At 64.3% G+C, this 26,608-nt stretch carries 23 protein-coding genes and 1 other annotated feature; of the genes, 11 read left to right on the forward strand and 12 right to left on the reverse strand.

The features are described 5' to 3' along the window. Window positions 1-366 precede the first annotated feature (366 nt). Window positions 367-422, forward strand: a sequence feature (sul1 is cis-regulatory element that is thought to sense ions involved in sulfur or methionine metabolism; They are found in Alphaproteobacteria). Window positions 423-492: 70 nt separating this feature from the next. After that, window positions 493-1,977 (forward strand): SulP family inorganic anion transporter, encoded by a 1,485-nt coding sequence (locus GDR53_RS14540; RefSeq protein WP_193335179.1) that lies wholly within the window; start codon window positions 493-495, stop codon window positions 1,975-1,977. Window positions 1,978-2,039: 62 nt separating this feature from the next. On the opposite strand, the gene GDR53_RS14545 is transcribed toward GDR53_RS14540, so the two are convergent. Together GDR53_RS14545 and GDR53_RS14550 are read right to left on the reverse strand one after the other, a co-directional pair. Next, complete coding sequence (locus GDR53_RS14545) at window positions 2,040-2,468, reverse strand: CBS domain-containing protein (protein WP_193335180.1); 429 nt, start codon at window positions 2,466-2,468, stop codon at window positions 2,040-2,042. Window positions 2,469-2,614: 146 nt separating this feature from the next. After that, complete coding sequence (locus GDR53_RS14550) at window positions 2,615-2,917, reverse strand: hypothetical protein (RefSeq protein ID WP_193335181.1); 303 nt, start codon at window positions 2,915-2,917, stop codon at window positions 2,615-2,617. 147 nt (window positions 2,918-3,064) lie between these two features. On the opposite strand from GDR53_RS14550, the gene GDR53_RS14555 reads away from it, so the two are divergent. Further along, on the forward strand, window positions 3,065-3,481 hold the full coding sequence (locus GDR53_RS14555) for a DUF4864 domain-containing protein (RefSeq protein ID WP_193335182.1): 417 nt from the start codon (window positions 3,065-3,067) through the stop codon (window positions 3,479-3,481). 66 nt (window positions 3,482-3,547) lie between these two features. Then, entirely contained in the window at window positions 3,548-4,750 is a 1,203-nt protein-coding gene (locus GDR53_RS14560; protein WP_193335183.1) for a pyridoxal phosphate-dependent aminotransferase, read from the forward strand. Window positions 4,751-4,895: 145 nt separating this feature from the next. On the opposite strand, the gene GDR53_RS14565 is transcribed toward GDR53_RS14560, so the two are convergent. The 5 genes from GDR53_RS14565 to greA all read right to left on the reverse strand — a co-directional run bounded on the left by GDR53_RS14565 (window position 4,896) and on the right by greA (window position 10,173). Then, on the reverse strand, window positions 4,896-6,005 hold the full coding sequence (locus GDR53_RS14565; RefSeq protein WP_193335184.1) for a hypothetical protein: 1,110 nt from the start codon (window positions 6,003-6,005) through the stop codon (window positions 4,896-4,898). Between the two features lie 691 nt (window positions 6,006-6,696). Continuing rightward, window positions 6,697-6,864, reverse strand: coding sequence for a Thivi_2564 family membrane protein (locus GDR53_RS14570; protein WP_193335185.1), 168 nt, complete (start codon window positions 6,862-6,864; stop codon window positions 6,697-6,699). Between the two features lie 798 nt (window positions 6,865-7,662). Then, complete coding sequence (locus GDR53_RS14575) at window positions 7,663-8,556, reverse strand: LysR family transcriptional regulator (RefSeq protein WP_193335186.1); 894 nt, start codon at window positions 8,554-8,556, stop codon at window positions 7,663-7,665. A gap of 36 nt (window positions 8,557-8,592) precedes the next feature. Continuing rightward, window positions 8,593-9,543: a thioredoxin-disulfide reductase gene (gene trxB / locus GDR53_RS14580; protein ID WP_193335187.1), complete on the reverse strand. Its 951-nt coding sequence runs from the start codon at window positions 9,541-9,543 to the stop codon at window positions 8,593-8,595. A 156-nt stretch (window positions 9,544-9,699) separates the two neighbouring features. Further along, on the reverse strand, window positions 9,700-10,173 hold the full coding sequence (greA, locus tag GDR53_RS14585; RefSeq protein ID WP_193335188.1) for a transcription elongation factor GreA: 474 nt from the start codon (window positions 10,171-10,173) through the stop codon (window positions 9,700-9,702). A 201-nt stretch (window positions 10,174-10,374) separates the two neighbouring features. Between greA and GDR53_RS14590 the strand changes: the two genes are divergently transcribed. The 5 genes from GDR53_RS14590 (at window position 10,375) to GDR53_RS14610 (ending at window position 16,816) form a co-directional block, all read left to right on the forward strand. Continuing rightward, the gene (locus GDR53_RS14590; RefSeq protein WP_193335189.1) at window positions 10,375-11,517 is read left to right on the forward strand and encodes a PQQ-dependent sugar dehydrogenase; all 1,143 of its coding nucleotides are present in this window, start codon (window positions 10,375-10,377) and stop codon (window positions 11,515-11,517) included. A 196-nt stretch (window positions 11,518-11,713) separates the two neighbouring features. After that, the gene (gene ppk2 / locus GDR53_RS14595; RefSeq protein WP_193335190.1) at window positions 11,714-12,628 is read left to right on the forward strand and encodes a polyphosphate kinase 2; all 915 of its coding nucleotides are present in this window, start codon (window positions 11,714-11,716) and stop codon (window positions 12,626-12,628) included. Window positions 12,629-12,715: 87 nt separating this feature from the next. Next, on the forward strand, window positions 12,716-14,890 hold the full coding sequence (locus GDR53_RS14600) for an FdhF/YdeP family oxidoreductase (protein WP_193335191.1): 2,175 nt from the start codon (window positions 12,716-12,718) through the stop codon (window positions 14,888-14,890). Between the two features lie 5 nt (window positions 14,891-14,895). After that, window positions 14,896-15,576 (forward strand): DUF2461 domain-containing protein, encoded by a 681-nt coding sequence (locus GDR53_RS14605; RefSeq protein WP_210321338.1) that lies wholly within the window; start codon window positions 14,896-14,898, stop codon window positions 15,574-15,576. Window positions 15,577-15,721: 145 nt separating this feature from the next. Then, window positions 15,722-16,816: a methyl-accepting chemotaxis protein gene (locus tag GDR53_RS14610; RefSeq protein WP_193335193.1), complete on the forward strand. Its 1,095-nt coding sequence runs from the start codon at window positions 15,722-15,724 to the stop codon at window positions 16,814-16,816. 6 nt (window positions 16,817-16,822) lie between these two features. On the opposite strand, the gene GDR53_RS14615 is transcribed toward GDR53_RS14610, so the two are convergent. From GDR53_RS14615 to GDR53_RS14630, 4 genes are all read right to left on the reverse strand, one after another. Then, the gene (locus tag GDR53_RS14615; protein ID WP_193335194.1) at window positions 16,823-17,716 is read right to left on the reverse strand and encodes a TolB family protein; all 894 of its coding nucleotides are present in this window, start codon (window positions 17,714-17,716) and stop codon (window positions 16,823-16,825) included. Window positions 17,717-17,788: 72 nt separating this feature from the next. Then, complete coding sequence (locus GDR53_RS14620) at window positions 17,789-19,222, reverse strand: M16 family metallopeptidase (protein ID WP_193335195.1); 1,434 nt, start codon at window positions 19,220-19,222, stop codon at window positions 17,789-17,791. A gap of 4 nt (window positions 19,223-19,226) precedes the next feature. Then, window positions 19,227-20,600, reverse strand: a complete 1,374-nt coding sequence (locus GDR53_RS14625; RefSeq protein ID WP_193335196.1) for a M16 family metallopeptidase — start codon at window positions 20,598-20,600, stop codon at window positions 19,227-19,229. 114 nt (window positions 20,601-20,714) lie between these two features. Continuing rightward, complete coding sequence (locus GDR53_RS14630) at window positions 20,715-22,904, reverse strand: AI-2E family transporter (protein ID WP_193335197.1); 2,190 nt, start codon at window positions 22,902-22,904, stop codon at window positions 20,715-20,717. Window positions 22,905-23,039: 135 nt separating this feature from the next. Between GDR53_RS14630 and ettA the strand changes: the two genes are divergently transcribed. From ettA to GDR53_RS14645, 3 genes are all read left to right on the forward strand, one after another. After that, window positions 23,040-24,695 carry an energy-dependent translational throttle protein EttA gene (gene ettA / locus GDR53_RS14635; protein WP_193335198.1) on the forward strand — a complete coding sequence of 552 codons (1,656 nt, stop codon included), beginning with the start codon at window positions 23,040-23,042 and terminating at the stop codon, window positions 24,693-24,695. A 90-nt stretch (window positions 24,696-24,785) separates the two neighbouring features. Then, entirely contained in the window at window positions 24,786-25,067 is a 282-nt protein-coding gene (locus tag GDR53_RS14640) for a hypothetical protein (RefSeq protein ID WP_210321339.1), read from the forward strand. Beyond that, window positions 25,067-25,936, forward strand: a complete 870-nt coding sequence (locus tag GDR53_RS14645; RefSeq protein ID WP_193335200.1) for an alpha/beta fold hydrolase — start codon at window positions 25,067-25,069, stop codon at window positions 25,934-25,936. The genes GDR53_RS14640 and GDR53_RS14645 overlap by 1 nt, the downstream gene beginning before the upstream one ends. Before the next feature lie 144 nt (window positions 25,937-26,080). Here GDR53_RS14645 and GDR53_RS14650 read toward each other — a convergent pair whose 3' ends face one another. Beyond that, a complete protein-coding gene (locus GDR53_RS14650) occupies window positions 26,081-26,530 on the reverse strand; it encodes a host attachment protein (RefSeq protein WP_193335201.1) in 450 nt (149 codons plus the stop codon). Window positions 26,531-26,608 lie beyond the last annotated feature (78 nt).

Raw genomic sequence — 26,608 nt, forward strand, 5'->3', positions numbered from 1 at the left:
AATCTCCAATTACATGGAAAACTCAGGTAATAATGGCAAAAAGGACTTCAGCGGAATTTGCACAATGTTTGAACACTTGTTGAAATATGGAATGCCAAGTGTTGTTATCGCTGCTGTCCGTCCGTATTTTGAACTGACAGAAGTAGAAAATTAATTTGGCGTTCGCCCGCGGGTCGCAAAAGCGCCGGAATCCCGCCCGATTGCGGCCGTGAACGGGCGGGGGCGGGCGATGGCGGTTAGACTTGGAGTGCCCAAGAGGGTGAAAAAAGCTGTCCAGCGACCCGGAAAGGGCAGCCAGGCCGTGGCGCCGCTGGCAGCGGCAGACTTGCATCCCTGCACCGGAGCGTGCAAAAGGCGCGCAGTCAACTTGGACCCGGTGCAAATCCGGGTGGCTCTTCCGGCCGCCAATCCGCCGGACACTCCAGTCAAAACGCTCCCATCGCCGCCGGCCCCAAAGGGGCTGCCGCATCGAGACGTCTGGATATTCTCAACATGACCTTTATCGAAACTCTCCGCCGCGACTGGCTCTCCAATGTGCGCGGCGACGTGCTGGCGGGCATCGTGGTGGCGCTGGCCCTGATCCCCGAGGCCATCGGCTTTTCCATCATTGCCGGGGTCGACCCCAAGGTGGGGCTCTATGCTTCGGTGGTGATTGCCATCGTGATTTCTTTTGCCGGCGGGCGCCCCGCCATGATCTCGGCCGCCACGGCGGCGACGGCGGTATTGTTCGGCACGCTGGTGCGCGAGCATGGCCTGCAATATCTGCTGGCCGCCACCATCCTGGCCGGCGTGCTGCAGATTGCGGCCGGCTGGCTGCGGGTGGGCAATATCATGCGCTTTGTCTCGCGCTCGGTGATGACCGGCTTCGTCAATGCGCTGGCCATCCTGATCTTCATGGCGCAGCTGCCCGAACTGCTCGGCGTGACATGGGAAAGCTATGTGATGATCGCGGCGGGGCTGGCGGTGATTTACCTCTTCCCGCGCCTCACCCGGGCGATCCCCTCGCCGCTGGTCTGCATCGTGGTGCTGACGGTTGCCGGCCTGCTGCTGGGGATCGATACGCGCACGGTGGGCGATCTGGGCGAATTGCCCAATGCGCTGCCCATGCTGCTGTTCCCGCAGATTCCGCTTAACCTCGAAACACTGTGGATCATCCTGCCGACCTCGATCGCGGTGGCCGCCGTGGGCCTGCTCGAAAGCCTGCTCACCGCCTCGATCGTCGACCAGATGACCGATACCAAGAGCGACAAGAACCGCGAGAGCGTGGGCCAGGGCATTGCCAATATTGCCAGCGGCTTCTTCGGCGGCATGGCGGGCTGCGCCATGATCGGGCAGTCGGTGATCAATGTGAAATCGGGCGGCCGCGGGCGGCTATCGACCTTTACCGCCGGGGCCTTCCTCCTCTTCCTGCTGCTGGTGCTGGGCGACATTGTCGGGCTGATCCCCATGCCAGCTTTGGTGGCGATCATGATCATGGTGTCGATCGGCACCTTCAGCTGGGGTTCGCTCAATGACCTGCGCAAGCATCCGCGCCGCTCGAGCCTGGTCATGCTGGCCACGGTGATCACCGTGGTGGGCACGCATAACCTGGCGCTGGGCGTCGGCGTGGGCGTGCTGATGTCGGGGATATTCTTTGCCTGGAAGGTCTCGCAGATCTTCCGCGTCAGTTCGGTGCTGACCGCGGATGGCCGCGCGCGCGATTATCTGGTCGAAGGGCAGCTGTTTTTCGCCTCGGCCGAGGATTTCCTCGAGGCGATGGACTTCAAGGAAAAGCTCGAGCGGGTGCGCATCGATGTTTCCAAGGCCCATATCTGGGACCTGACCGGGGTCAATGCCGTGGACATGGCGGTGCTGAAATTCCGGCGCGAAGGGGTCGTGGTGGAGCTGGTGGGGATGAACGACGCGAGCGCCACCATCATGGACGAGCTGGCGGTGCATGACCAACCCGGTGCCATGGCCAAGGTGCTGGGGCACTAAGAACTGATGATCAGAGCATGATGACGGGCTCCGCTGTGGCGGGGCCCGTTGCCGTTTGGGCCTCAGCTGGCGATATAGTCGCGCAGTTCGGCGGCCTCGCGCTCGGCTTCCTCGATCTTGAGCTTGACCACGTCGCCGATGGAAATGATGCCGAGCAGCTTGCCGGCCTCGGCCACCGGCATGTGGCGGATGCGGTGGCGCGTCATTGATTCCATGACCTCGGCAATGGGGGTGGTGCGCTCGCAGGTGAGCACGCCGCGCGTCATGCATTCGGCGATGGGCAGCGCCAGTGCCCGGGCCGGATCGGTGCCGAGGCGGCGGACAATGTCGCGCTCGGAGAGAATGCCGGCAATGGCATTGCCGGGGCCGGTGATGACAACGGCGCCGATATTGTTGGCGTTGAGCAGCGCCACGGCATCGGCCAGGGTGCCGGCCTGGTCCAGGGTATGCACCTGGGCGCCCTTGGATTGCAGGATCGTGTCGACAAACATTGCTTGGTCCTCCTCACCCTGACACTGGACCTGTCGCCGGGTCCGGGCAATAGGCGCTTGGTCGAAGGGGAGGGCGCAAAAAAATGGGCCAGCGCGAGGCTGGCCCATGAGGTGGTCAGGAGGCTTAGATGAACAGTAAGGGGCGATCAGCCCTCGTTATGGCCGGGCGACCAGTAGCGGCGGACCTGCCGGCGCGGCTTGGTCTCGGCCGGCAGGGCGACATTGCGCAGGGCAAAGCGCGCCACTTCAAACAGCATGACGAGCACCAGAATGGTCAGCGGCACCATGAAGACCATGACCTGGGCTTCCGGATTGGTGGCCAGGGACGCGGCGCTTGCCGGCGAGACGCCTGCCAGGATGGCGACGATGACGCCGACGCTGAGCAGGGCTGCCGACACAACGGCGTAGAGGCTGAAACTTCTGCGCTTGGGAGACGTAGCTTCTTGCATGGGATCGACGCCTTTCCTTGAACTCGCAGTGACGGCAATTAGCCATGCGAATGCGGTTCGAGTTTGTAGTGATTGGGGTGGCGGGCGTACCATTTCGCGGCAAAACTGTGGCAACGGGTTCCGCAGTGCCGCGCGAAGGAGGCTGACATGCGCATGTTTCTGGCCTTGATGGTGATGGTAATGCTGACGCTGCCCAGTGCAGCGCAGGACGATGCAGCGCCCTGGCAGGCGACGGTGACAGGGCAGATCGAAGCGCTCCGCGCGGTGGATGGCGCGGCGGCGCTGGCACTGGCGGGAGCCGGGTTCCGCGCCCAGTTCGAGGGGCAACCGGAGCAATTCTACGTAGCCATCCTGGCGAGCGGCTATGCGCCGGTGGCGCAGTCGCGGTCGCACAGCTTTGGCACGTTCAGCCGGCTGAGCGACACGGCCGTGGTGCAGGTGGTGCTGCTCGTGGGGCCCGACCAGGGCCTCTACGAAGCGGTCTATCGGCTCGAAGACGAGGCCGGTGTCGGCTGGCGGGTGGTGGGCGTGGTGCTGCGCAAGCAGGACGGCATCGGAATCTAGCCGATCGGCTTGCCTGGCATGGCGGCAGCCACTATCACTGCGTCCGGGTTTTCCGGGGAGTTGATGATGGGGTTCTTGTCCGAGGCACTGGCGCGGGTGGCGCCGTCGGCGACGGTGGCGATCAGCCAGAAGGCGCGCCTGCTGGCGCAGCAGGGGCGCGATATCATCGCGCTCTCGGCCGGGGAGCCGGACTTCGATACGCCACTGCATGTGCGCGACGCCGCCAAGGCGGCGATCGACGGGGGCAAGACGCGCTATACCGATGTCGATGGCATTCCCGAGCTCAAGGAAGCCGTCGCGGCCAAGTTTCGTCGCGACAACGGGCTTGAGGTCACCGCAGCGGACTGCTTTGTCAGTTCGGGCGGCAAGCAGATCATCTTCAACGCGCTGCTGGCCACGCTCAATCCGGGCGACGAGGTTGTGGTGCCGGTGCCCTATTGGGTGAGCTATCCGGAAATCGTGCGGCTGTGCGGCGCCACGCCGGTATTCGCCGTGGCCGACGCCTCGACCGGCTTCAAGCTGTCACCGGCGGCGCTGGAGGCGGCGATATCGCCCCAGACCAAGTGGCTGATCCTGGGCAGCCCGTCCAACCCGACCGGCGCGGCCTATTCGGCGACCGAGTTGCGGGCGCTGGCCGATGTGCTGCTGACCCATCCGCAGGTGCATATCCTCACCGATGATATCTATGAAGTGCTGGTCTATGACGGGGGCAGCTTTGCCACCATTGCCCAGGTGGAGCCGAAACTGCAGCCGCGGACGCTGACGATGAATGGCGTGTCCAAGTCGCATGCCATGACCGGCTGGCGCATCGGCTATTGCACCGGGCCGCGGCCATTGCTGGCGGCGATGACCAAGCTGCAGGGGCAATCGACCAGCTGCCCGACCTCGATCTCGCAATGGGCGGCGGTGGCGGCGCTGAACGGCTCGCAGGACTTCCTCACCGAATGGCGCGCGGTGTTCCAGGCGCGGCGCGACATGGTGGTGGCCGGGCTCAATGCCAATACCGGGCTCGATTGCCTGACCCCGGAAGGGGCGTTCTACGTGTTTCCGTCGTGCCAGCGGCTGCTGGGCAAGACCTCGGCGGGTGGGACCAAGCTGGTGACCGACGAGGATTTCGTGCTGGCACTGCTGGAAGAGACCGGCGTGGCGCTGGTGCATGGCGCGGCTTTCGGCCTGAAGGGGCATTTCCGCCTGAGCTATGCGGCGAGCAATGCGGAACTGGAAGAGGCGATCAAGCGGATCCAGGGGTTCTGCGCGGGGATTGCGTAGGAGGCGTTTACTTAAGCGCGGTCGTCACCCTCGGGCCCGACCCGAGGGGACTGTCCTTACTGCGTCTGGCAAGTGAAGAGCCCTCGGGTCAAGCCCGAGGGTGACGCGCGGTGGGTTGGCCGAGCCAGTGTGCTCTGCCTGACCGCTACTTGCCCATCCAGCTCATGAACCCCGTGCTGTCTCCGCCCGCCTCGGCGAACATCTGGGTCAGCTTGCTGGTGCTCTCATAGCTCTGCACGGCGGCTGCGTAGAAATTGTCGCTCCAGCCGGCGGCCTGGCGTTCCTCGGCGCTCATCGAGGAAAAGATCGAGATGATGTTCTGGGAAAAGGCGGTGGGGTCGCTGGATTTGGCGGCGTTCTGGAAGCCGGCCAGCAAGGCGGCGCCCGACTTGGTGCGCAGGGCAGCCTTGGCCTCGTCCACTTCAGCCGTGCTGAACTGTTCGCCGGTATTGAGGGCGATGGCCGAGAGGGTCCGGCTGGGCAGGCCCGACAGGTCGATATAGGTGCCGGCAATGGTGTTCTTGTTGAAGGTTGGCGCCTTGCCGGCCTTGATGGCGTCGGCATAGAGCGTATCGAGCGACTTGCGTGCCCCGGCAGCGATGTCGGCAATGTCCTGCTGCTGGGCGCCGCCGGCATTGACCAGCGCCAGATAGAGCTGGACGGGATCGGCCTCGCTGGTTTCGGGCATGGTCTTGGGATTGGTGGCCAGCTGCTTGAGGCCCTCGGTGATGGCGGCGCGGCCGGCGATCCAGTCGGCGCCGGCCTTTTCCTCGGGGCCAAGGCTGTCGAGATAGGTGGCGGCGGCCTTGTAGAGGGCGGTGAAATTGCCGGTGACCTGGGCGACGCCGGCCGGGCCGGCCATGGCGGCCTCGAAGCGGTGCTGCATTTCAAGACCGGCAGCGGCCTGTTCGTCGGCGCTGAAGCTGTCATCGCTGGCCATGGCGAAGAGCTCGCGCTGGTCGAGCCCGGACAGGTCGACGGCCAGCTTGTCATCCTTGAGCGGCGAGGTGCGGCCGGCTTCGATCAGCAGAGCCGTCAGCTTGGACCGCGCCTCGGAAAGTACAGTGGCGAAATCCTTGACCGCCAGGGCGGCCTGGGCGGCGCTGGAGAGGGTCACCGAGGTGGCGGCGCTGTCGGCGGGACTGGCCGCTGCGCTGGCGCTGGCGCTGCTGCTGGTGGCGGCCGTGGCCGAGCTCGGGGTCTGCCCATAGGTCGTATAGGCGGTGGTGGGGTAAGCGGCGCCGATGGCTACCATGCTGGCCTCCTGCATTCGATCTGGCCAATCCCATGCAAGCGCTATGCCGGAGAAAAGCGAGCAGAATCAATGGGGCGGCTGAGCCAGGATGTGTCGCAGGCGGCAGGATTTGCCGGGTATCGTGCAGAAATGGCACAAATGAAAAGGCCCCGCCCGAGGGGAGGGCAGGGCCAACGGGTCATCCGCCGAAGCGTCTGACCTTGGAGGTGCGGCAGGATGGGCGCCGCGAAACTGATGGCTTGATTATCGGCCAGCGTGCGCAATGGTACAAACGCGCAATGGGAAACGCTGCCATGCAGATTTGGCGGCGGGCTGAACGGCTGCGGGGATACAGGCAAAAAAAGAGGCTCCAACCGAAGTTGGAGCCCAATGATAGGGCCGAAGCCAAATCGTAAGTAGGGCCCTGCGCAAGGGAGGAGGATATGCGCCGGACCAGTGACCCCGAGCCGCGGGAGGAGGATGCAGCTCAAGATCGTGTCGCAAGAAGCGGGTCCGAGGGAGGAGGATACGGAGCGGCTTCACCAGCGACAGGTACACATATAGATTTTGACCGGATGGTCAGCAATAGATACATCAACATGCCTGCCATGCATTTGACACAGCGACAAGTTGTCAAGCAGGCGGCGCGGGCGGGTAGCGGCCCGATGCGCGATCGGGCCGCAGCCTGGTACGTGCCGGCCAGCGCGAGGCGCTAGAATACGGCGAGATAACGCAGCAGCGCGATGACGCCGATGACAATCACCACGATCTGGATGATCTGGCGCAGGCCACCCTCGATGGGCAGGCGCTGGACGAGCCAGAGAACGAGAACGACCACCAGGAAGGTGATCAGGATGCTGATTAGAACGGATGTGCCCACGTAACTCTCCAATGACGCGTTTGCCGCGCGAGGAAGTAACGCAGTCGTGAGCCGTAGGTTGCTTTGATCCGGTCCATTCGCCCTCAGGTCGCATGACCTTGCTCGCTCAGATCGCCCGGAAGGGCAAAAAAAAGCCCTGTCCGGAGACAGGGCTGATGATAGGGCCGAAGCCAAATCGAAAGTAGGACAGGGGGCAAGGGAGGAGGATATGCGCCCTGTCGGTGAACCTGGATCGAGGGAGGAGGATACGATCCCGGTTCGGTGTCACGATACTTGTTCCAAGGGAGGAGGATATGGAACGCGCCTCAGCGACACGCCCCTTATGAACTCTACCCGTATGGTCGGCAATGGGAGGTGTAACATGTCAGCCATGCAGAGGATGCAGGCCGCTCAAGACAAATGTGGCCCCGCCCGAGGGGAGAGCGGAGCCACAAGGATGTGGGAACAAGTCCCCACAAGGAGGGAACGCAGGAGGCGCAAGGGAGGGAGGAGAAGCGCCTGCTGTGCTGGACGGGATATAGGGGGAGGGGCCGTGCCTAACAATCGTGCAATGCGTATAATAGCTATGCACTGACCGCATGGAGTTTGGAATAATCCTGTCATATCAATGACAAGTGGAGCGGATCAGTCGGGCGGGTGGGGCCTGAATATCAGGCTGCGCGGCGCTTTTTCAGGCGTCAGGCCCGCGCGGCCGGGTATGAAGCAGGCCGTTGGAAGTGCCATTCGACGGCAGTTCTCACGCCCTGCTCGCCGCAAGATGCTGCAGTGGAATGATCTGCGCTTGGGGATGGCGGAACGCTAGAAGCTCCACTCGCGCGCCTTGGCGACGAGGAAGTCGCGGAAGACGCCGACGCGCTTGGAATTCTTCAGGGCCGGGGGATAGACGAAGAAGGCCTCGTAGGCCGGCAGTTCGGTCTCGGGCATGAGCTGGACCAGGCTGTCGTCTTCTTCAACCACGTAGTCAGGCAGCATGGCGATGCCGACGCCGGCGCGGCAGGCCTGCATCATGCCATAGATGGCATTGACCTTGAGCGAGGCACGGCGCGGGCTGGAATCGCTGCGGCCCATATGTTCGAGGAAGTTGATGTCGCCCAGATAGGACGGTACCGGCTCGCCGAAGCTGACAATGCGATGCTCGTCGAGCTGCTCGGCGCTGGTGGGCGTGCCGAACTCCTCGAGATAGGTGCGCGAGGCGTAGAAGTGGTTGTGCACCGTGAACAGCTTGCGCTGGATCATCTCGGACTGGTTGGGGCGGTGTAGGCGGATGGCCACGTCGGCCTCGCGCATGGCCAGGTCGAGCTCGGCGTCGTTGAGGCGGATTTCGAGCTGGATCAGCGGATAGAGCTTGAGAAATTCGTTGAGGCGCGAGCTGAGCCAGGCCGAGCCGATGCCCACCGTGGTGGTGACGATGAGGGGGCCGGTGGGCGTGTCCTGACTCTCGGACATCTGGGTTTCCACCTGCTGGAGTTCCCAGTGCATGCGGTGGGCGGTGCGGAACAGCTGCTCGCCCACCTCGGTGAGCACCAGGCCACGGGCATGGCGGATGAACAGCTTGAGCCCCAGGTCATCTTCTAGGGCGGAAATCTGCCGGCTGACGGCCGACTGGCTCATGCCGAGCTTTTCAGCGGCATGGGTGAAACTGCCCGACTCGGCGGCGGTGTGGAAGATGCGCAGTTTGTCCCAGTCGAGCATGTCTTTTGACGCTTTCTATTTGGGTCGTCGGTCGAGCTACTCCGCCGCCTCGGCGAGTTCGTGTTCGGCGAGAAAACGTTCGGCATCGAGCGCCGCCATGCAGCCCATGCCGGCGGCGGTGACGGCCTGACGATAGACATCGTCGGTCACGTCACCGGCGGCAAAGACGCCGGGTATATTGGTCTGGCAGGTGCCGGGTTTGACCTGCAGATAGCCACCGGGCTTCATGTCGAGCTTGCCGGCAAAGATCGCCGTGGCCGGGGCGTGGCCGATGGCGATGAAGATGCCGTCAATGGGCTGTTCATAGGTGCGGTTGAGCGCCAGGTCGCGCAGGGTCACGGTATTGACCGAGGGTGGCATGGCGGAGCCGCCGACTTCGGCAATTTCGGTATTCCAGCGCACTTCGATCTTGGGGTTCTTGAACAGACGCTCCTGCAGGATGCGTTCGGCGCGGAACTCGTCACGGCGGTGCACCACAATCACCTTGGAGGCGAAGTTGGTCAGGAACAAGGCTTCCTCGACCGCGGTATTGCCGCCGCCGACCACGAGCACTTCCTTGTTGCGATAGAAGAAGCCATCGCAGGTGGCGCAGGCGGAGACGCCAAAGCCCTGGAATTTCTGCTCGCTGGGCAGGCCCAGCCACTTGGCCTGGGCGCCCGTGGAAATGATGACGCTGTCGGCGGTGTAGATCTCGCCATCATGGCCGGTCAGCACGAAGGGGCGGCGGTCAAAATCGACATGGGTGATGATGTCGCTGACAAAGCGCGTGCCGACATGCTCGGCCTGCGCCTTCATCTGGTCCATCAGCCAGGGGCCCTGCACCACATCGGCGAAGCCGGGATAGTTTTCCACATCGGTGGTGATGGTCAGCTGGCCGCCGGGCTGCAGGCCCTGGATCATGATGGGTTCAAGCATGGCGCGCGCGGCATAGATGGCGGCCGTGTAACCGGCAGGGCCGGACCCGATGATGACGACTTTGGCGTGCATCGCAACGCTCTCCGACTAATGGGAGTACTCCCGCGACCCTAGTTAAGGGCCGAAGGCGTTCTCTTTCAAGGCAAACTGTCCAGCCGCCAGGCACGGGCCTGTGGGAACGTACGAAAATGTCACACTTATGGTGAGCAAATGCCCAATTCCAGGGCGTCAGGCATAGACGATTTTGATGATTTCGAAGCTGCGGGCCCCGCCGGGAGCCGCCACCTCGAACGAATCGCCCTCTGACTTGCCAATCATGGCGCGCGCAATCGGCGAGGAAATCGAGATGCGACCGGCCGAGGCATCCGCCTCCGGATCGCCGACGACCTGGTAGGTCTTTTCTTCCTCGGTGTTCTCATCGATATAGGTCACGGTGGCGCCGAACTTGACGGTGCTGCCGCTGACCTTGGACACATCAATGACGTCGGCGAGCGCAAGAATGGTCTCGAGCTCCTTGATGCGACCCTCATTGAGGCTCTGCTGTTCCTTGGCGGCATGATATTCGGCGTTTTCGGACAGATCGCCGTGAGCGCGCGCTTCCGAGATCGCCTCGACAATGCGGCGGCGCTCGGTGGCAGTGCGAAGCTCGTATTCGGCAGCCAGGGCCTTCTGGCCGCCCACTGTCATCGGGATCTTTTCCATTTTCGTCGCCTCCAATCGGCACGTCAGACAATAGCTTTCACCCCAGCCAAAATCCGTTCGGCTTATGCTTCACGATAAGTTTTAGGGGAGAGCGGGCTCAAATTGCCCGGCTGCCGCGTTGCGGTCAAGCCGGTGTGGTCAGGAAGATGGTCATGTCCACACGCGCTTTCAAGCCGGAAGCCCGCAATGAGAGGCCCAACCATGCGTTCGCCAGCCTATGTTCCAGCCTATGTTGTCGCGCTGTCGCTGCTGCTGTCCACGCCCGCCTTTGCCCAAAGCATGGAGTCGAGCGCCGGACCGCTGCAGGCACAGGTGCTGGCCGAGGGGCTCGACCATCCCTGGGCGCTGGCCTTCCTGCCCGATGGGCGGCTGCTGGTGACCGAGCGCAGCGGGCAGTTGCTGGTGCTGACCGAGGGCGTGGCCGGCGCGCCGGTCGTGGGGACGCCCGAGGTCTATGACCAGGGGCAGGGCGGCCTGCTCGATGTGGCGCTGGCGCCGGACTTTGCCGAGAGCGGCCGGATTTATCTCAGCTTTGCCGAAACCGCGGCCCATGCCGGCCAGCAGCGCGGGCAGGGCACGGCGGTGATGGCGGCGCGGCTGGTGCTGGAGGGCGATAGCGGAAGGCTGGAAGACCAGCAGGTGATCTTCCGGATGAACAAGTTCACCACCACCAACCGGCATTTCGGTTCACGCGTGGTGGTGGGGCTCGATGGCAACCTCTTCGTGACGGTGGGCGATCGCGGCGACCAGAACCGCGCCCAGGACTTTGGCGATCATGCAGGCTCGGTGGTGCGGATTGCGCCGGACGGCGCGGTGCCGGCGGACAATCCGCGGCCGGACGGCTGGGCGCCGGAGCTGTGGAGCAAAGGTCATCGCAATCCGCAGGGCGCAACGCTGCGGGCGGACGGGCAATTGTTCACCGTCGAGCATGGCGCGCGCGGCGGCGACGAGGTCAACAATCCGCAGCCGGGCGGCAATTATGGCTGGCCGGTAATCTCCTATGGCCAGGACTATTCCGGGCTGTCGATCGGGGAAGGCACGGAAAAGCCGGGGCTGGAGCAGCCGCTGACCTATTGGGACCCGTCGATCTCGCCTTCGGGGCTCGATTTTTATGATGGCGCGCTGCTGCCGGGCTGGCAGGGCGACCTGCTGACCGGCGGGCTCAGCGGCCATGTGCTGGTGCGGCTCGATATGGAGGGCGATGCCATTGTCGGCGAAGAACGGCTGTTCGAAGGCCAGCTGGGGCGGATCCGCGACGTCAAGACCGGGCCGGACGGGGCGATCTACGTGATCACCGACGCGGATAATGGGCGACTGATACGGATCGCGCCGCAGGGGGAGTAGGTCCCCTGTGTGGCGGGTTATGGCTGGGCGGGATTATGCCGCGAAGCGGGCAGGTTCCTGCCATTCGAGCGTAGCTCTCATGGCCTTCGACCCTAAAATCGCTCCACCGGAGCGATTTTGCCACTGCTTGGCCAGCTCGAAGTCACAAAAGTGTAATCTGGCTGTGTGTAGTGGCGCGCAAAACGGAGAGCTGCCCATGCGTGACTTCGCCAGCCAAAGTGACCTCGATCGGATCCGCGCGGAAATCACCGACAGTCTTGATGAAGAGCTGGAGCTGCAGTTCGAGGACGAGCAGATCGAGGCACTGGCCGGTGGCGAGGCACGGCCGGGCGGCAAGACGCTGGACCGGCGGATCTATTTCCGCGAACTGTTCCGCATGCAGCACGAACTGGTGCGTCTGCAGGACTGGATCGCCCATCACCGGCTCAAGGTGGCCGTGGTGTTCGAGGGTCGGGATTCGGCGGGCAAGGGCGGCGCCATCAAGCGCATTACCCAGCGGCTCAATCCGCGTGTCTGCCGGGTGGTAGCGCTGCCGGCCCCGAGCGACCGGGAAAAGACGCAGTGGTATTTCCAGCGCTATGTGCCCCATTTGCCGGCCGCGGGCGAAATGGTGCTGTTCGACCGCTCCTGGTACAACCGGGCCGGCGTCGAGCGGGTGATGGGCTTCTGCAGTCCGTCCGAGCTCGAGGAGTTCTTCCGCACCGTGCCCGATTTCGAGCGCATGCTGATCGGCTCGGGCATCATCCTGATCAAGTTCTGGTTCTCGATCAGCAATGAAGAGCAGGAATTCCGCTTCCGCATGCGCATCGACGATCCGCTCAAACAGTGGAAGCTGTCGCCCATGGATATGGAATCGCGGCGCCACTGGGAGGACTATACCAAGGCCAAGGAAGACATGCTGGCGCGCACCCATACGGCGGAATCGCCGTGGTGGATCGTCGATGCCGATGACAAGAAGCGGGCGCGGCTCAATACCATTGCCCATCTGCTGAGTGCCATTCCCTATGCCGACGTGCCCAAGCCGGAAGTGGTGCTGCCCGAGCGCATCCGGCATCCGGACTATGCGCGCGGCCTGGTGCCCGCGGAAATGTATGTGAAGTCGGTGTACTGAGGCGGCAGGCGCTGCCGTTATTTCAGCCGCGGCCCTTGCGGCGCAAACTTTCAGGCCCGACAATGCCTCCAATAAGGGAGCAGGGTCATGGCTGACGGCAAGCAGATCGTGGGGGGCGGGCCCAAGAAGGTGCTCTATACGCTGGCCACCATTGGCCGCATGGGCGTGGGCAAGGCCGCCAAGGCGCTGACCGCCAAGAACGCCTGCAAGGCCTGTGCCTATGGCATGGGCGGCCAGCGCGGCGGCATGACCAATGAGCTCAATGAATTTCCCTCGGTCTGCAACAAGAGCGTGCAGGCGCAATCGACCGATATCCAGCCCGCCATTCCGCTGCCGATCTTCGAGCATGAGATCGCCGATCTGGCCGAACTGACGGGCAAGGAGATGGAGCATCTGGGCCGGCTGGGCACGCCGCTGTTCAAGGCGCGCGGGGCGCAGCGCTTCGTGCCGGTCGACTGGGAATTTGCCCTGGCTCATGCCGCGCAGAAGCTGGGCGCCACCGCGCCGCAGCGCAGCTTTTTCTATTCCTCGGGGCGCTCGTCCAACGAGGCGGGGTTCCTGTTCCAGCTGCTGGCGCGGGCCTATGGCACCAATAATGTCAACAATTGCTCCTATTACTGCCACCAGGCCACGAGCGAGGGGCTGGCAACGACGATCGGCAAGGCGACGTCCAGCGTCGAGCTGGAGGACCTGACCGGGGCCGACCTGATCTTTGTCATCGGCGCCAATCCCTCGTCCAACCATCCCCGCTTCATCCATATGCTCAAGAACTGCCGCGAGCGGGGCGGGCAGGTGATCGTCATCAACCCGGCCAAAGAGCCGGGGCTGGTCAAGTTCGCGGTGCCGAAATCACCAAGCTCCATGCTCAAGGGCGGCAGCGAGATCGCCTCCGATTACTGCCAGCCGCGCATCGGCAGCGACATTGCGCTGATGAAGGGCATCGCCAAGGCGGTGCTGGAGCTGGGGCTGGCCGATACCGGCTTCATCGCGGCGCATAGTTCGGGCTTTGCCGAATTCCATGCCGACCTCGACGCGCTGGATTGGGACGCGATCACCGCGGCCTGCGGCATCAGCCGGGAGGAGATCACCCATCTGGCGCGGCAATATGGCAGGGCCAAGCATGCCGTCTTTGCCTGGGGCATGGGCATGACGCACCACATTCATGGCGTGGCCAATGTCGAGGCGATTGCAAACCTGGCCATGCTGCGCGGCATGGTGGGCAAGCGCTTTGCCGGGCTCTTGCCGCTGCGCGGGCATTCCAATGTGCAGGGCATCGGCACGATCGGGGTCAAGCCGGTGCTGGCCAAGGATGTGCTCGAAAAGATGGAGGCCGCCTTCGGCGTGACCTTCCCCGAAGCCAAGGGCATGGACACCATGGCCTGCCTCAAGGCGGCCGAAGCCGGGGCAATCGACAGTGCGGTGATCATGGGCGGCAATCTCTGGGGCGCGACACCCGATACCGGTTTTGCCAGCCGGGCCATGGAAGCGATCGGCTTCAAGCTGTTCCTCACCACCACGCTCAATATGGGGCATGTGCATGGGCTGGGTCATGGCGAGGTGCTGGTGCTGCCGGTGACGGCGCGTGACGAGGAATGGGAGCCCACCACCCAGGAATCGATGTTCAATTATGTGCGGCTGAGCGATGGCGGCATTAGGCGGCTGGAGAATGTGCGGCCGGAAAGCTGGATCCTGGGCGAGATCGGGGCGCGGGTGCTGCCCGGCGGGCCGATCGACTTCAAGGCCTTCAGCGCCCATGCGAAGGTGCGCGACGCCATTGCCGCGATCGTGCCGGGGATGGAAGAGCTGGCCGATATCGACGTGGCCAAGCGCGAATTCCACATCAAGAGCCGGGTCATGCACACGCCCGAATTCGGCACGCCTGACGGCAAGGCGCATTTCGTGGTGACGCCGATTCCCGCCAGCGGCACGGGCCAACTGAGTCTGGCCACCATTCGCAGCGAAGGCCAGTTCAACACCATCATCTATGAAGAGCGCGACAGCTATCGCGGCAATGCCGGGCGTGATGCGGTGTTTCTCAATGCGGCGGATATGGAAGGGTTCGGCGTCAGCGAGGGGCAGGTGGTGACGATCGCCTCCGATGTCGGGCGCATGCAGGCGGTGGCGCGGACCTTCGACCTGCCGCGTGGCAGCGCCATGGCCTATTATCCGGAAGCCAATGTGCTGGTGGGTACGGCGGTGGATCCGCGCAGCAAGACCCCGGCCTTCAAATCGGTGCCGGTCTGGCTGGAGCCAGGCGTGTGAGCGCCATGGCCTTTCCGCAAGCGACACTGGATTTCCTGGGCGGCATTGCAGCCAACAATGAGAAGGCCTGGTTCGACGACAACCGCGCGCTCTATGAAGCAGGCTATGTCGAAGCGGGCCGTGCCTTTGTGGAAGAGATGGGGCCGCGCCTGCGGGCGCTGTCGCCCAGCGTGCAGTTTTCGCCCAAGATCAATGGCTCGCAGTCGCGCATCAATCGCGATGTGCGGTTCTCCAAGGACAAGCGGCCCTACAAGACGCATCTGGACCTGTGGTTCTGGCACGGCGAGAAGCGCAGCTGGGATTGCCCGGGCTTCTGGTTTCGCCTGACCGCCGACAGCGTGCATCTGGGCTGTGGCCTGCATGGCATGAACAAGGAGACGCTGGAATCGTTTCGCCATTCGGTCGAACTGCCCCGCTCGGGCAAGGCGCTGGTGGAAGCTGTCGCCGCCGTTCGGGCCAATGGCGATTACGATATCGGCGAAAAAACCCGGCAACGCCCGCCACGCGGTTTCGCGGTGCCAGAGGAGCGGGCCGAATACCTGCTTTATGAAGGCTTGACTGCCGGCACCCAGATGCCGGCCATTGCGGCACTGCGGGCGGATTTCGCCGATGTCTGCCTCGGGCACTTCACCGCCTGCTGGCCGATTGGCGCGTGGCTGCTGCGCGAAATTGCCACTGGCACCTAAAACACTGGCTGCAATAGGTTTGTTTACGAAGTTGTTACTATGACGAATCATAGTTCAACTTTGAAATCAGTACTGGTTCTTGTGCGTTACTGATTAAATTTTAGGCATTCTTGTTGTTCTCACCAGGTGCAATTGGGGCACGGTCATGACTAGTAACGGCAAGACGGGCGTTATTGCCTCGCCGCGCGCCATGCGCATCGTGATGGACGGCATTGGCAGTGAGCTGCAGAGCTACGCCACCAACAATCTGCAGATCGTCAAGCAGACCAAGTTGCTGGCCATCAATGCCATTATCGAGGCCGCGCGGGCGGGCGACGCCGGCAAGGGCTTTGCGGTGGTGGCCGACGAGGTGCAGCACCTGGCCGAGCGGGCCGCCGATATCGCGGTGCGCTTCCAGGATGTGCTGATGGGGCGGATCTCGCTCAGCCGGACGATGAGCGAAACGCTGGTCGAGGAGATGGAAGGGGTCCGTCTGGTCGATCTGGCGCAGACGCTGGTGCAGCTGATCGTGCGCAACCTCTATGAGCGGACCGCCGACGTGCGCTGGTGGGCCACCGATACGGCGTTCTGGGAGGCATTGGACGAGCCGGAACCGGGCAGGCTGGCCTTTGCCGCCGACCGGCTGGCGACGATCAACCGCTTCTACAGCGTCTACTGCGACCTGGTGCTGACCGATGCGCGCGGCAGGGTGGTGGCCAGCGCCAATGGCGCGCATGCCAAGCAGCTGCTGGGGCAGGACTTTTCGCGCGAGGCCTGGTTCCGGCAGGCGCTGGCGACCAAGAGCGGCGACGATTATGCGGTGGGCGAGGTGATGGAAAGCGCCGCGCATGGCGGGCGCGAAGTGCTGGTCTACAGCACGGCGGTGCGCAGCCAGGGCCGGGCAGACGGCGCCGTGCTGGGGACGCTGGGCGTCTATTTCGACTGGCAGGCGCAGGGCCGCTCTATCGTCGAGACCGAGGCCGCCCTGCCGCCCAAGATCGCCGAACGCACCGAGGTGATGCTGCTCGACGCGCGCAACAGGATGATTGCCACGACCAGTTCGGCGCATCGTTTCGCCAGCTTCGACCTGCGCCATGAGGGGCGGGCGCGCGGCAGCTATTATGACGGCAATGGCAATATCGTCGCCTTCGCCAAGACCCTGGGCTACCAGGAATATGACGGGCTGGGCTGGTGGGGCGTGGTGGTGCAGCGCACCGAGCAGGACGACACGATCAAGCAGGCGCTGGGGCTCACCGGCTAGCCGCCTTCAGCTCTCCCTGGGATAGGCGACATAGGCGAAGCGCGCGCTGTCGGGGGCCCAGGAATTGACGTTGATGGTGCCCTGACCGCCGAAAAACGCCACGATGTCGCGCTTGTCGCTGCCATCGGGGCGCATGGCGCGCAGGATAACCTGCTTGTCGGCCGGATGGCCCTGGGTGCCGGGCGGATAGCTCAGATAGACCACTATGGTGCCGTCGGGCGATGGATGGGGGAACCAGTTCACCCGCTCGTCGTCGGTCAGCTGCTGCACAGCGCTGCCGTCGGCCCGCATGCGGAAGCACTGGGCGTGGCCGGGCGAATTGCGCTCGGAATTGAAATAGAGCCATTGCCCGTCGGGGGAATATTCCGGGCCGTCATGCGGCGCGTCGAGATCGGTGAGGCGCGTGTCTGGACCGCCGGCGGCGGGAATGGTGAAGATGTTGATCCGGCGGGTGCCATGCGGCGCCTCGACGGCGACATAGGACAAGGTCAGTCCATCCGGGCTGATGCCATGCAGGTAATAGTGGTGCGGCGTGGCGTGGCTGTTGGAGACGCGGCGCGGCGTGCCGCCCGAAAGCGGCACGGCATAGAGATGGCCGTCATCGGCGCTGACATAGACGGTCTGACCATCGGGGGCGAGCACGTGGTCATTGTTGAGATCGCGGCGGTCACCGGTATCTATGCGGACCGGGGTGCCGCCGCTCGCCGGGATGCGCCAGAGCTCGCCGCCGGCATTGAAGACCAGGGTCTGGCCGTCGGGCGTCCAGTTGGGCGCCTCGATGACCTCATCGGCGGTGAAGATGACGGTGCGGTCGCTGCCATCGGCATTGATGATGGTCAGTTCGGCGCGCTGGCCGGCGGCAAGGCTGCGGCCGCGGCGGGCAAAGACGGGTTTGGTCAAGGCGTTCTCCCGGCGACACTGGCGGCCGCTTCTGCCCGCACTATCGGCAGAAGCGGCTGCTTTGGCTAGTCGCTAGAAGGCGGGCGCGGGGGCCGCTTCAGGTGCAGGCGCTGGCTCGGGCGCCGGGCCCGGTTCAGGCGCGGCTTCAGGTTCGGGCGCAGCGTCGGTTGCCGGTGCGGGCGCCGCTTCAGGCGCCGGGCCCATCTGCAGGATGGTGGGCTTGGCGGTCAGCAGCTTGTCGGCCATGGCCTTGACGTCCGCGATGGTCACCGCGTCGATCATCTCGGCGCGGCGGGTGACGTAGTCGATGCCCAGATCCCAGCGCTGCAGGCTGATCATCGCATTGGCGATGGAGGAGGACGAGGTCAGCTCCTCGATCGGGTAGGAGCCGATGAGATATTGCTTGGCAGCGGCGAGTTCCTCGGGCGTGGGGCCCTGGGTGGCCATGTCGGCCACCACCTGCTCGATGACGCCCAGCGTTTCGGCGGCGCGGTCGGCGCGGGTCGAGCTGCCGATGACCAGGGCATTGCTGTGCAGCTGATTGCTCAGATTGGCCGAGATACCATAGGTGAGGCCGCGCTTTTCGCGCACCTCGGTGGTGAGGCGCGAGCCAAAGGCGTCGCCGCCCAGGATATGGGTCATCAGATAGGCAGCGAAGTAGTCCGGATCGGCGCGCTCGAGGCCGGGATAGGCCATCAAGATGGTGGTCTGGGGCAGCGGGTATTCAACGCGCAGGTCCTGACCGAGGACCGGTTCGATATCGGCGATCGGCGCCAGGTCGGGTTCGGCCGGCAGGCTGGCGAAGAGGTCATCCAGCATGGCGGAGGCGGAATCGGCGTCGATGGCGCCGACAATGGCGACCTTGAGGTTGGCGCGGGCGAAGAGGGCCTGGTGGCGCTGGCGCAGGTCGTCGGCGGTGAGGCCGGCCAGGGTCTGCTGGGTGCCTTCGCCGCGCCGTGCATAGGGGTGGTCGCCATAGAGCGCGGTGGCCCATTGCTGCTGGGCGGCAGTGCCGGGATCCTGGGCGGCGGCGATGATGCCGGTGACCAGTTGGGCGCGCATGCGGTCGATCGGGTTCTGGTCGAAGCGCGGGGATTCGATGGCCAGCTTGAGCAGGCCGATGGCGGCGTCGCGCTGGTCGGCCAGCATGCGCATGCTGCCATAGACGGCGTCGGTATCGGCGACAAAGCCCATTTCGGCGCCGGCATCATCGAGCGCGATCTGGAAGGCCTCGCTGTCCATGTCGCCGGCCCCCTCGTCGAACAGGGTGGTCAGCAGGGTGGTCAGGCCCTCCTTGCCCACGGGGTCCTGGGTGGTGCCGCCCTCAAAGGAGAAGCGGATGGTGACGATGGGAACGGCATAGTCCTCCACCAGCCAGGCGTTGATGCCCTGGGGCGAGGTGATGTCCTGGAACTCCACCGCATAAGCGGGCAGAGCCGGCAGCAGGGCGGCGGACAGCAGAGCGAGAACGGCCAGCGGCCGGCGGAACAGGGTGGTGAGGGTCATGGACTTATTGCGCTCCGGTGGCGGGCGGCAGCAGATAGCTGGTGACAGCGATGGCGGGATCGAGATAGCGCGCGGCCACGGCCTGTACCTGTTCGGGCGTGACGGCGCGGATGCGGTCGGGCCATTGCGCAATGTCCTCGACGGTACCGCCGGTGGCCAGTTGGCTGCCATAGATCTGGGCCATGTTCTGCTGGGCGTCGCTGGCAAAGATCATGCCGCGCAGATAGCGCGCCTTGGCGCTGTCGAGCTCTTCCTGGGTGACGCCATCGGCGATCAGCCGGGCCAGCTCGGCGTCGACGCCGGCTTCGACATCGGCCAGGGTATTGTCGCCCTGGGGCGCGCCATAGATGGAAAAGCCGCTCGGATCATAGGCTCCGCCATCATAGCCGGCGCCGGCCTGGGCGGCGATGCCGGTCTTGACCACCAGCTCCTGGTAGAAGCGGCTGCGGCTGCCGCCGCCGAGGATTTCCGAGAGCAGGTCGAGCGCCTCGGCCTCGCCGGGCTCGGCGGTGCGATAGGTGGGGACCAGCCAGGAGCGCATGAAGCTGGGGATGCCGACGCGCGGATCGCTCAGGGTGACGGTGGCGCTGGTATTGCGCTCGGGCTCGATGGTGCGGACGCGCGGCGGCAGATCGGGGCCGCGCTCGAGCTGGCCATAGCTGGCTTCGGCCAGGCTGCGCACGGTATCGGCATCGACATCGCCGGCGACGACCAGCACGGCATTGTTGGGGGCATAATACTGATCATAGAAGGCGACGGCGTCGGTGCGGTTGAGCTGCTCCATCTCGTGCATCCAGCCGATGACGGGAATGCCATAGGGGTGGTTCTGGTAGAGCGTGGCGGCGAATTCCTCGGTGAGCAAAGCCTGGGGGCTGGATTCAACGCGCTGGCGGCGCTCCTCGAGCACCACGTCGCGCTCGGCGCCGATGACGTCTTCGCTCAGCACCAGGCCGCGCATGCGGTCGGCCTCGAAATCCATCATCTGGGCCAGGGCGTCGGCGGGGACGGTTTCGAAATAGGCGGTGACGTCAGGGGTGGTGAAGGCATTGAGGTTGCCGCCCAGGGCCGACACGGCGGTGTCGAGCGCGCCGGCGGGGTGGCGCTCGGTGCCCTTGAACATCAGGTGCTCGAAGAAATGGGCAATGCCGGACTTGCCGGCCGGCTCATCGGCGCTGCCGACCTTGTACCAGACCATGTGGGTGACGACCGGGGCCCGGTGATCGGGGATCACCACCACTTCAAGGCCATTGTCGAGCACGAAGTATTCGACCGCATTGTCCGCCGGCGTTGCGGCTGGCTGGGCCAGCGCCGGCTGCAGCAGCAGGGCGGCGCAGGTGAATGCCAGCACGGGGGCGGACAGGGCAGTTCGGGTGGTCATCGGTAGGCTCCCGGGGAATGGATGGGGCAGGGATAGACGAGATGGCGACCCAGGGGGAAGCAATTATCCGTCAGTGCGGCAGGTACGGGGGCGATACGGCGAGAGTGCGGCGGTTCAGGCGGCGCGCACGGCATTGCCGCCGCCAAAACGCCGCACCAGATCCTCGGCGGCCTCCTGCAGCCGGAGCACATCCTCGGGGCTGAAATCGCGCTTTTCGTAGTCGAGCAGCGCCAGCGCGCCAACGCAGGTGCTATCCTCGACTACCAGGGGCACGGCGGCATAGAGGTCGATGCCATTGGTCTGCAGATAGGCATTGTCACCCACCAGGGGATGGGGTGTCATGGAATGGACGATCAGCGGCTTGCGGGTCTCGGCGACGATGGTGGTGAGGCGGAAGGCGGCCTCGTCTTCGACATGGCGGTCATCATGCAGCAGGTTGATGGTGGCGAAGGGAATCTCGAAGCTGTCGGCAAGCTGCTGGATGGCCTGGCCGAGGGCGTCGTCGCCGCGACCGGCGCCGGCAAAGGGTTCGGTCCGTCCACTGTCCTGGCGCTCGCGGACTTCGAGCTGGCGCGCACTGGTCAGAACGCCGTCAACGGCGTCGTCAAGCGAGCGGTAGATGGCGTCGACATGCAGGGTTTCGCTCGATTCGGGCGTGCTGAGATCGTTGAAGACACAGACCACGATGCGCACATCGGGGGCCATGCGAGCCATGCGGCGGGCGACGTAACGGGTCTGGGCGCGGATGTCGTCGCCCATGAAGACCAGCACCATGGTGTCGACGCCCTCGAGATCGAGCCGGCCGATGGCTTCCTGGCGGACCGCCACGGGCGGCAGGACGCGGCTGGCAATGCCCTCATTGGCAAGGCGGATGCCCAGGACGGTGGCGGCGCATTCGTCGATCTCGTTGCGTCCGCCGATCAGCAGCATGCTGCTCTGTTCGGGCCAGTCGACCTTGGCGACATCGGCGACCAGGGCCTCGAAGGATTGCACCAGCTGGCGGCGCTGCGGCAGCGCTTCGGGGCCATCGGCCAGCTCGCTGCTGGCGAGGCGGAGCGCGGGCATCAGGATATCGTCGAGATAGTGCTCGGTGGTGTGGGCCTCGATGTGATCCTCGGTCATCTCGATGGCGTCCTCGGTCGCGCCGCGCAGCATGCGCTGGTAGAGCCGTTCGGGCGGCGACAGCACGGGCTCGCTGCCCAGCAGGGTTTCGAGGAACTGGAACTGCGGCAGGTGCCGGCCGATGACCACCAGGCACACGGTCATGGGCGTGGCGAGGATCAGCCCGATGGGGCCCCACATCGAGGCCCAGAACATGGCCGACAGCAGGATGGCGATGGCCGAGACACCGGTGCTCGAGCCATAGAGACGGGGCTCGATGACGTTGGCGGTGGTGAGGTCGAGTACCAGGAACAGGCCGACCGAAAGCAGCAGCATATTCCAGCCGGGATCGACGGCAAAGGCGAGCAGGAAGGGGACCACGGCGATGATCAGGGCGCCGACAAAGGGGATGTAGCGGAAGAGGATGATCAGCAGGCCCCAGAGCATGGCGCTGGGCACCCCGATCAGCCAGAGGCCGATGCCAAAGATGGTGCCATAGATGGTGTTGACCGCCAGCTGGATCAGCAGGTAGCGGCCGACGCGCTGGCTGGCATCGGCGATGGCGATATTGGCCTTGGAATAGCGGCCACCGCTGACCAGGCGAATGAAGCGCTCCTGCAGGTCGCCGCGACCCATGAGCAGGAAGATCAGGAAGACGGTGACGATGGCCACGGTGGCGACCGGGCCGATGATCGAGCCAAGCACCGAGCTGAGAATGCTCAGGGGCCCGATCTCGTTGGAGATGGTCACCGGAATGGGAGCGCCCGGCAGGGTCTCGCGCGGGCCGCTGACCTGCTGGCTCAAGCCGTCAACGGCATGGTTGATCTGGTCGAGGATGGTGTTGTCGCCGAACTGGGCCTGGAGGCCGGCGATCTTGGCGGAAATGGTTTCCTGGTAGCCGGGCAGTTCCACGCCCAGCTTCATCACCTGGGTACCGGCCAGGTAGGCAAAGCCGCCCAGGGCCGTGAGCGCCAGCATCACCGAGAAGATGACGGCGATGGGATCGGGCAGGTGCAGCCGGCGGTTGAGCGAGGTGACCAGCGGCGCCAGGGCAAAGGCAAGCAGCGTCGCCAGCACTAGCGGCACGAGGATGCCGGCGCCGAGATAAAGCAGCGCCGCAATGAGCGCAAAGGTCGCCACGCTTTCAAAAACGCTGAGGCGACGCGATGGTCTGGACGGAAACGGCAGTTGACGCTGTGACAAGGCAGTTGATCCCTCTTGGCTGCAGCAACGCAGCACCGCCCGGTCCGTTCCGATCCTGCGCACAGACGTTGCCCCGAGGGGCGGCTTGGCCTACATAGACGGCAAATTCGACACTGCGGAGAGGTCAGCACGCGCATGGCACGCCAATTCATCTATCACATGGACGGAATGTCCAAGGCCTATGCCGGCGGCAAGAAGGTCCTCGACAATATCCACCTGTCCTTCTACCCCGATGCCAAAATTGGTGTCCTCGGTCCCAATGGTTCGGGCAAGTCGACCCTGCTCAAGATCATGGCCGGCATCGACACCGAATTCCAGGGCGAAGCCTGGGTCGCCCAGGGCGCCAAGGTGGGCTATCTCAGCCAGGAGCCCGAGCTCGACCCGGCGCTCAATGTGCTGGGTAATGTCATGACCGGCGTCAAGGAGAAGAAGGCCGTCATCGATCGCTATAACGAGCTGATGATGGACTATTCGGACGAGACCGCCGACGAGGCATCCAAGCTGCAGGACCAGATCGACGCGGAAAACCTCTGGGATCTGGAAAGCCAGGTCGAAGTGGCCATGGAAGCCCTGGGCTGCCCGCCGGCCGATGCCGATGTGACCAAGCTCTCGGGTGGCGAACGCCGCCGTGTGGCGCTGTGCGCGCTGCTGCTGAGCAAGCCCGACCTGCTGCTGCTCGACGAGCCGACCAACCATCTCGATGCCGAAACCACCGCCTGGCTGGAACGCCACCTGCGCGAATTTGCCGGCGCCGTGCTGATCATCACCCATGATCGCTACTTCCTCGACAATGTCACCGGCTGGATCCTCGAGCTCGATCGCGGCCGCGGCGTGCCCTATGAGGGCAATTACTCGGCTTACCTCACGGCCAAGGCCAAGCGCTTTGCCCAGGAAAAGAGCGAAGACGCAGCGCGCGCCAAGGTGCTCGATCGCGAGCGCGAATGGATGGGGCAGTCGCCGCAGGCGCGCCAGTCCAAGTCCAAGGCCCGCCTCAAGTCCTATGAAGAGCTGGTCAAGATCAACGAGGCCCGCATGCAGTCGGGCGTCGCGCAGATCATCATTCCGGCCGGCGAGCGGCTGGGGCAGAACGTCATCGACATCGAGGGGTTGTCCAAGTCCTATGGCGATCGCCTGCTGATCGACAATCTCAGCTTCAAGGTGCCGCCGGGCGGCATTGTCGGCATCATCGGCCCCAATGGCGCGGGCAAGACCACGCTGTTCCGCATGATGACCGGTCAGGAAGTCCCCGATGCCGGCACGGTCACCGTCGCCGACACGGTCAAGATGGGCTATGTCGACCAGAGCCGCGATAGCCTCGACCCCAACAAGACCGTATGGCAGGAAATCTCGGAAGGCGACGAAATCCTCCTGCTGGGCAAGCGCGAGGTGAACTCACGCGCCTATACGAGCTCGTTCAACTTCAAGGGCGGCGACCAGCAGCAGAAGGTGGGCAATCTCTCGGGCGGCCAGCGCAACCGCGTGCACCTGGCCAAGATGCTCAAGAGCGGCTCCAACGTGCTGCTGCTCGATGAGCCCACCAATGATCTGGACACCGAAACCCTCGCCGCGCTCGAAGAGGCGCTCGAGGAATTTGCCGGCTGCGCCATCATCATCAGCCATGATCGCATGTTCCTCGACCGGCTGGCCACGCATATGCTGGCCTTCGAGGGCAATAGCCATGTCGAATGGTTCGAAGGCAATTTCGCGGACTATGAGGCGGACAAGATCCGCCGGCTTGGGGCGGATGCGGTCAATCCAAAACGCGCGACATACAAGCCGCTGACAAGGTAAGACTGGAGGCGGGCGACGAGCCCGCCTTTTTGCTGTGGGGACAGTATGAAAATATTGATTTTGGGGACGGCCCTGATTTGGGGTGCAATGGTGGGCGCTGCATCGGCCGAGCCGGGGCAGTGTTCGGTGAGTGGATTTGAGACGTTTGATTGCGAGCTGGCCCATGATGGCGGCGGACTGACCTTTGCGCTGCCGGACGGGCGGGTGTTTGCCTTTGCCCTGGTCAGCGAGAGCGAGGGGCTGGGCTATATCGGGGAGGCCGAGGCGCTTTATCCCGAGGAACTGGGCGCGATGACGCCGGCGGCGGATGCGCCGGGCTGCTGGATTGGCGGCAAGGACGGTTTTGCCTTCTGCGCGCAGGTTGCCCAATAATGACCGTCGATCTGCCAGAGGCGTTCGAGCCGTTTACGCTAAAGGTCGGTGCGGCCACGCTGGCGGGATGCGAAACCGGCGAGGGCCTGCCGGTCGTGTTCCTGCATGCCGGGGTCTGTGACAAGCGGATGTGGAGCCAGCAGATGCTGGCGGTCGCCGAGGCGGGCTGGCATGCCATCGCCTATGACCGGCGCGGCTATGGCGAGACGGAAAGCGCCGACGAAAAGTTCGGCCATGTCGAGGACCTCGAGGCGCTGCTCGAAGAGTTCGGCATTCATGCCGCCGTACTGGTGGGCTGTTCGCTGGGCGGCGGGCTGGCGATTGATTTTGCGCTGCGTCATCCGGGCCGCGTGATCGGCCTGGTGCTGATCGGCACCTCGGTGACCGGGGCGCCCTGGAGCACGACCGAAGCCGAGGCGATGATCGAGGCGGCCGAAGAGGATGCCTTCGAGCGCGGCGACCGCGACATGCTCAACAAGGTGCAGGCGCATGAATGGCTCGACGGGCCGCGGGCGCAGAGCGGCCGGGTCGGCGGGGACGCGCGGGCGCTGTTCCTGGAGATGAACAGCCTGGCGCTGAACAAGCCGGACCTGGGTGGCGAAGTGCGGCCGCCCAATGCCTGGCAGCGGGTGGCCGAGATCGCTGCGCCGAGTCTCCTGCTGGTCGGCGACCAGGATTTCACCGCGCTGATCGACCGGCACGAGCACCTGAGCGAAGAAATGCCCAATGCCTTTGCCGCGGTGCTGGAGAATGTGGCGCATATTCCCACGCTGGAGCGGCCGGACCTGGTCAATTCCATGCTGCTGCAGTTCCTCGACGCGATCGAGGGCGGATCGGAAGCAGAATCAGAAGATGATTCAGAGGATTAGCCTGACCGGCTCTGGTGCCAATTCAATTAATTGCGCACCTGATTCAAGATGTTCAAATACAGATTCAAGATATTGAAAAGCCGATTCAACAGCATTGGCTGCTGAATCGGCTGCATTATTCAAAGCCTTGCGGCGTCAGCACAATCAGGCGGCGATGATGCCGTCCAGGTGCTGGGCCAGCTGGGCGGTGGGCGTGTTCGTCAGGTCCTTGTCGAGTTCGGCCAGAATGGTCTTTTTGACATTGGGCGTCATGGCTTTGCGGATATCGCCCAGGGCGATCGGCGCGGCGACGACGATCAGCCGGTCAAAGGCGCCGTCCTGCTGCTTGCGATCCAGGGTCGCCGCCAGCGATTTGCAGAACTCGGTCTCGCGATATTCCACCGGGTCGGTCTTGGGCTCCATGGCACTGCGGCCCGAGCCGGCGGAGGAGAAGCTGCGCCCCGGACGGTCGGCCTGAATGTCCTGCGCCTGAAGCGGTTCCATGGACCAGTCCAGCCCCTGCACCTGCTGCAGGCCCTTGCCCGGACCGGTGTTCTCCAGAACGCGCGCCTGGGCGCCGTCGGCGATCAAGATCCAAGTGACCGTCTTTTTCATGGTGGACTCCTGCTGCTGATTGGGTCGGATTGGCACATGCCAAGGGGACGCCAGCTGCCTCCCCCTCCCTCAACGTCG

Origin of the sequence: Devosia beringensis, from assembly GCF_014926585.1 — a bacterium.
GTDB classification, from domain to species: Bacteria; Pseudomonadota; Alphaproteobacteria; order Rhizobiales; family Devosiaceae; genus Devosia; species Devosia beringensis.

Coding starts and splice junctions, on each gene's coding strand:
- GDR53_RS14540 (WP_193335179.1), top strand. CDS start 493: ATGACCTTTATCGAAACTCTCCGCCGCGACTGGCTCTCCAATGTGCGC.
- GDR53_RS14545 (WP_193335180.1), bottom strand. CDS start 2,468: ATGTTTGTCGACACGATCCTGCAATCCAAGGGCGCCCAGGTGCATACC.
- GDR53_RS14550 (WP_193335181.1), bottom strand. CDS start 2,917: ATGCAAGAAGCTACGTCTCCCAAGCGCAGAAGTTTCAGCCTCTACGCC.
- GDR53_RS14555 (WP_193335182.1), top strand. CDS start 3,065: ATGCGCATGTTTCTGGCCTTGATGGTGATGGTAATGCTGACGCTGCCC.
- GDR53_RS14560 (WP_193335183.1), top strand. CDS start 3,548: ATGGGGTTCTTGTCCGAGGCACTGGCGCGGGTGGCGCCGTCGGCGACG.
- GDR53_RS14565 (WP_193335184.1), bottom strand. CDS start 6,005: ATGGTAGCCATCGGCGCCGCTTACCCCACCACCGCCTATACGACCTAT.
- GDR53_RS14575 (WP_193335186.1), bottom strand. CDS start 8,556: ATGCTCGACTGGGACAAACTGCGCATCTTCCACACCGCCGCCGAGTCG.
- trxB (WP_193335187.1), bottom strand. CDS start 9,543: ATGCACGCCAAAGTCGTCATCATCGGGTCCGGCCCTGCCGGTTACACG.
- greA (WP_193335188.1), bottom strand. CDS start 10,173: ATGGAAAAGATCCCGATGACAGTGGGCGGCCAGAAGGCCCTGGCTGCC.
- GDR53_RS14590 (WP_193335189.1), top strand. CDS start 10,375: ATGCGTTCGCCAGCCTATGTTCCAGCCTATGTTGTCGCGCTGTCGCTG.
- ppk2 (WP_193335190.1), top strand. CDS start 11,714: ATGCGTGACTTCGCCAGCCAAAGTGACCTCGATCGGATCCGCGCGGAA.
- GDR53_RS14600 (WP_193335191.1), top strand. CDS start 12,716: ATGGCTGACGGCAAGCAGATCGTGGGGGGCGGGCCCAAGAAGGTGCTC.
- GDR53_RS14605 (WP_210321338.1), top strand. CDS start 14,896: ATGGCCTTTCCGCAAGCGACACTGGATTTCCTGGGCGGCATTGCAGCC.
- GDR53_RS14610 (WP_193335193.1), top strand. CDS start 15,722: ATGACTAGTAACGGCAAGACGGGCGTTATTGCCTCGCCGCGCGCCATG.
- GDR53_RS14620 (WP_193335195.1), bottom strand. CDS start 19,222: ATGACCCTCACCACCCTGTTCCGCCGGCCGCTGGCCGTTCTCGCTCTG.
- GDR53_RS14625 (WP_193335196.1), bottom strand. CDS start 20,600: ATGACCACCCGAACTGCCCTGTCCGCCCCCGTGCTGGCATTCACCTGC.
- ettA (WP_193335198.1), top strand. CDS start 23,040: ATGGCACGCCAATTCATCTATCACATGGACGGAATGTCCAAGGCCTAT.
- GDR53_RS14645 (WP_193335200.1), top strand. CDS start 25,067: ATGACCGTCGATCTGCCAGAGGCGTTCGAGCCGTTTACGCTAAAGGTC.
- GDR53_RS14650 (WP_193335201.1), bottom strand. CDS start 26,530: ATGAAAAAGACGGTCACTTGGATCTTGATCGCCGACGGCGCCCAGGCG.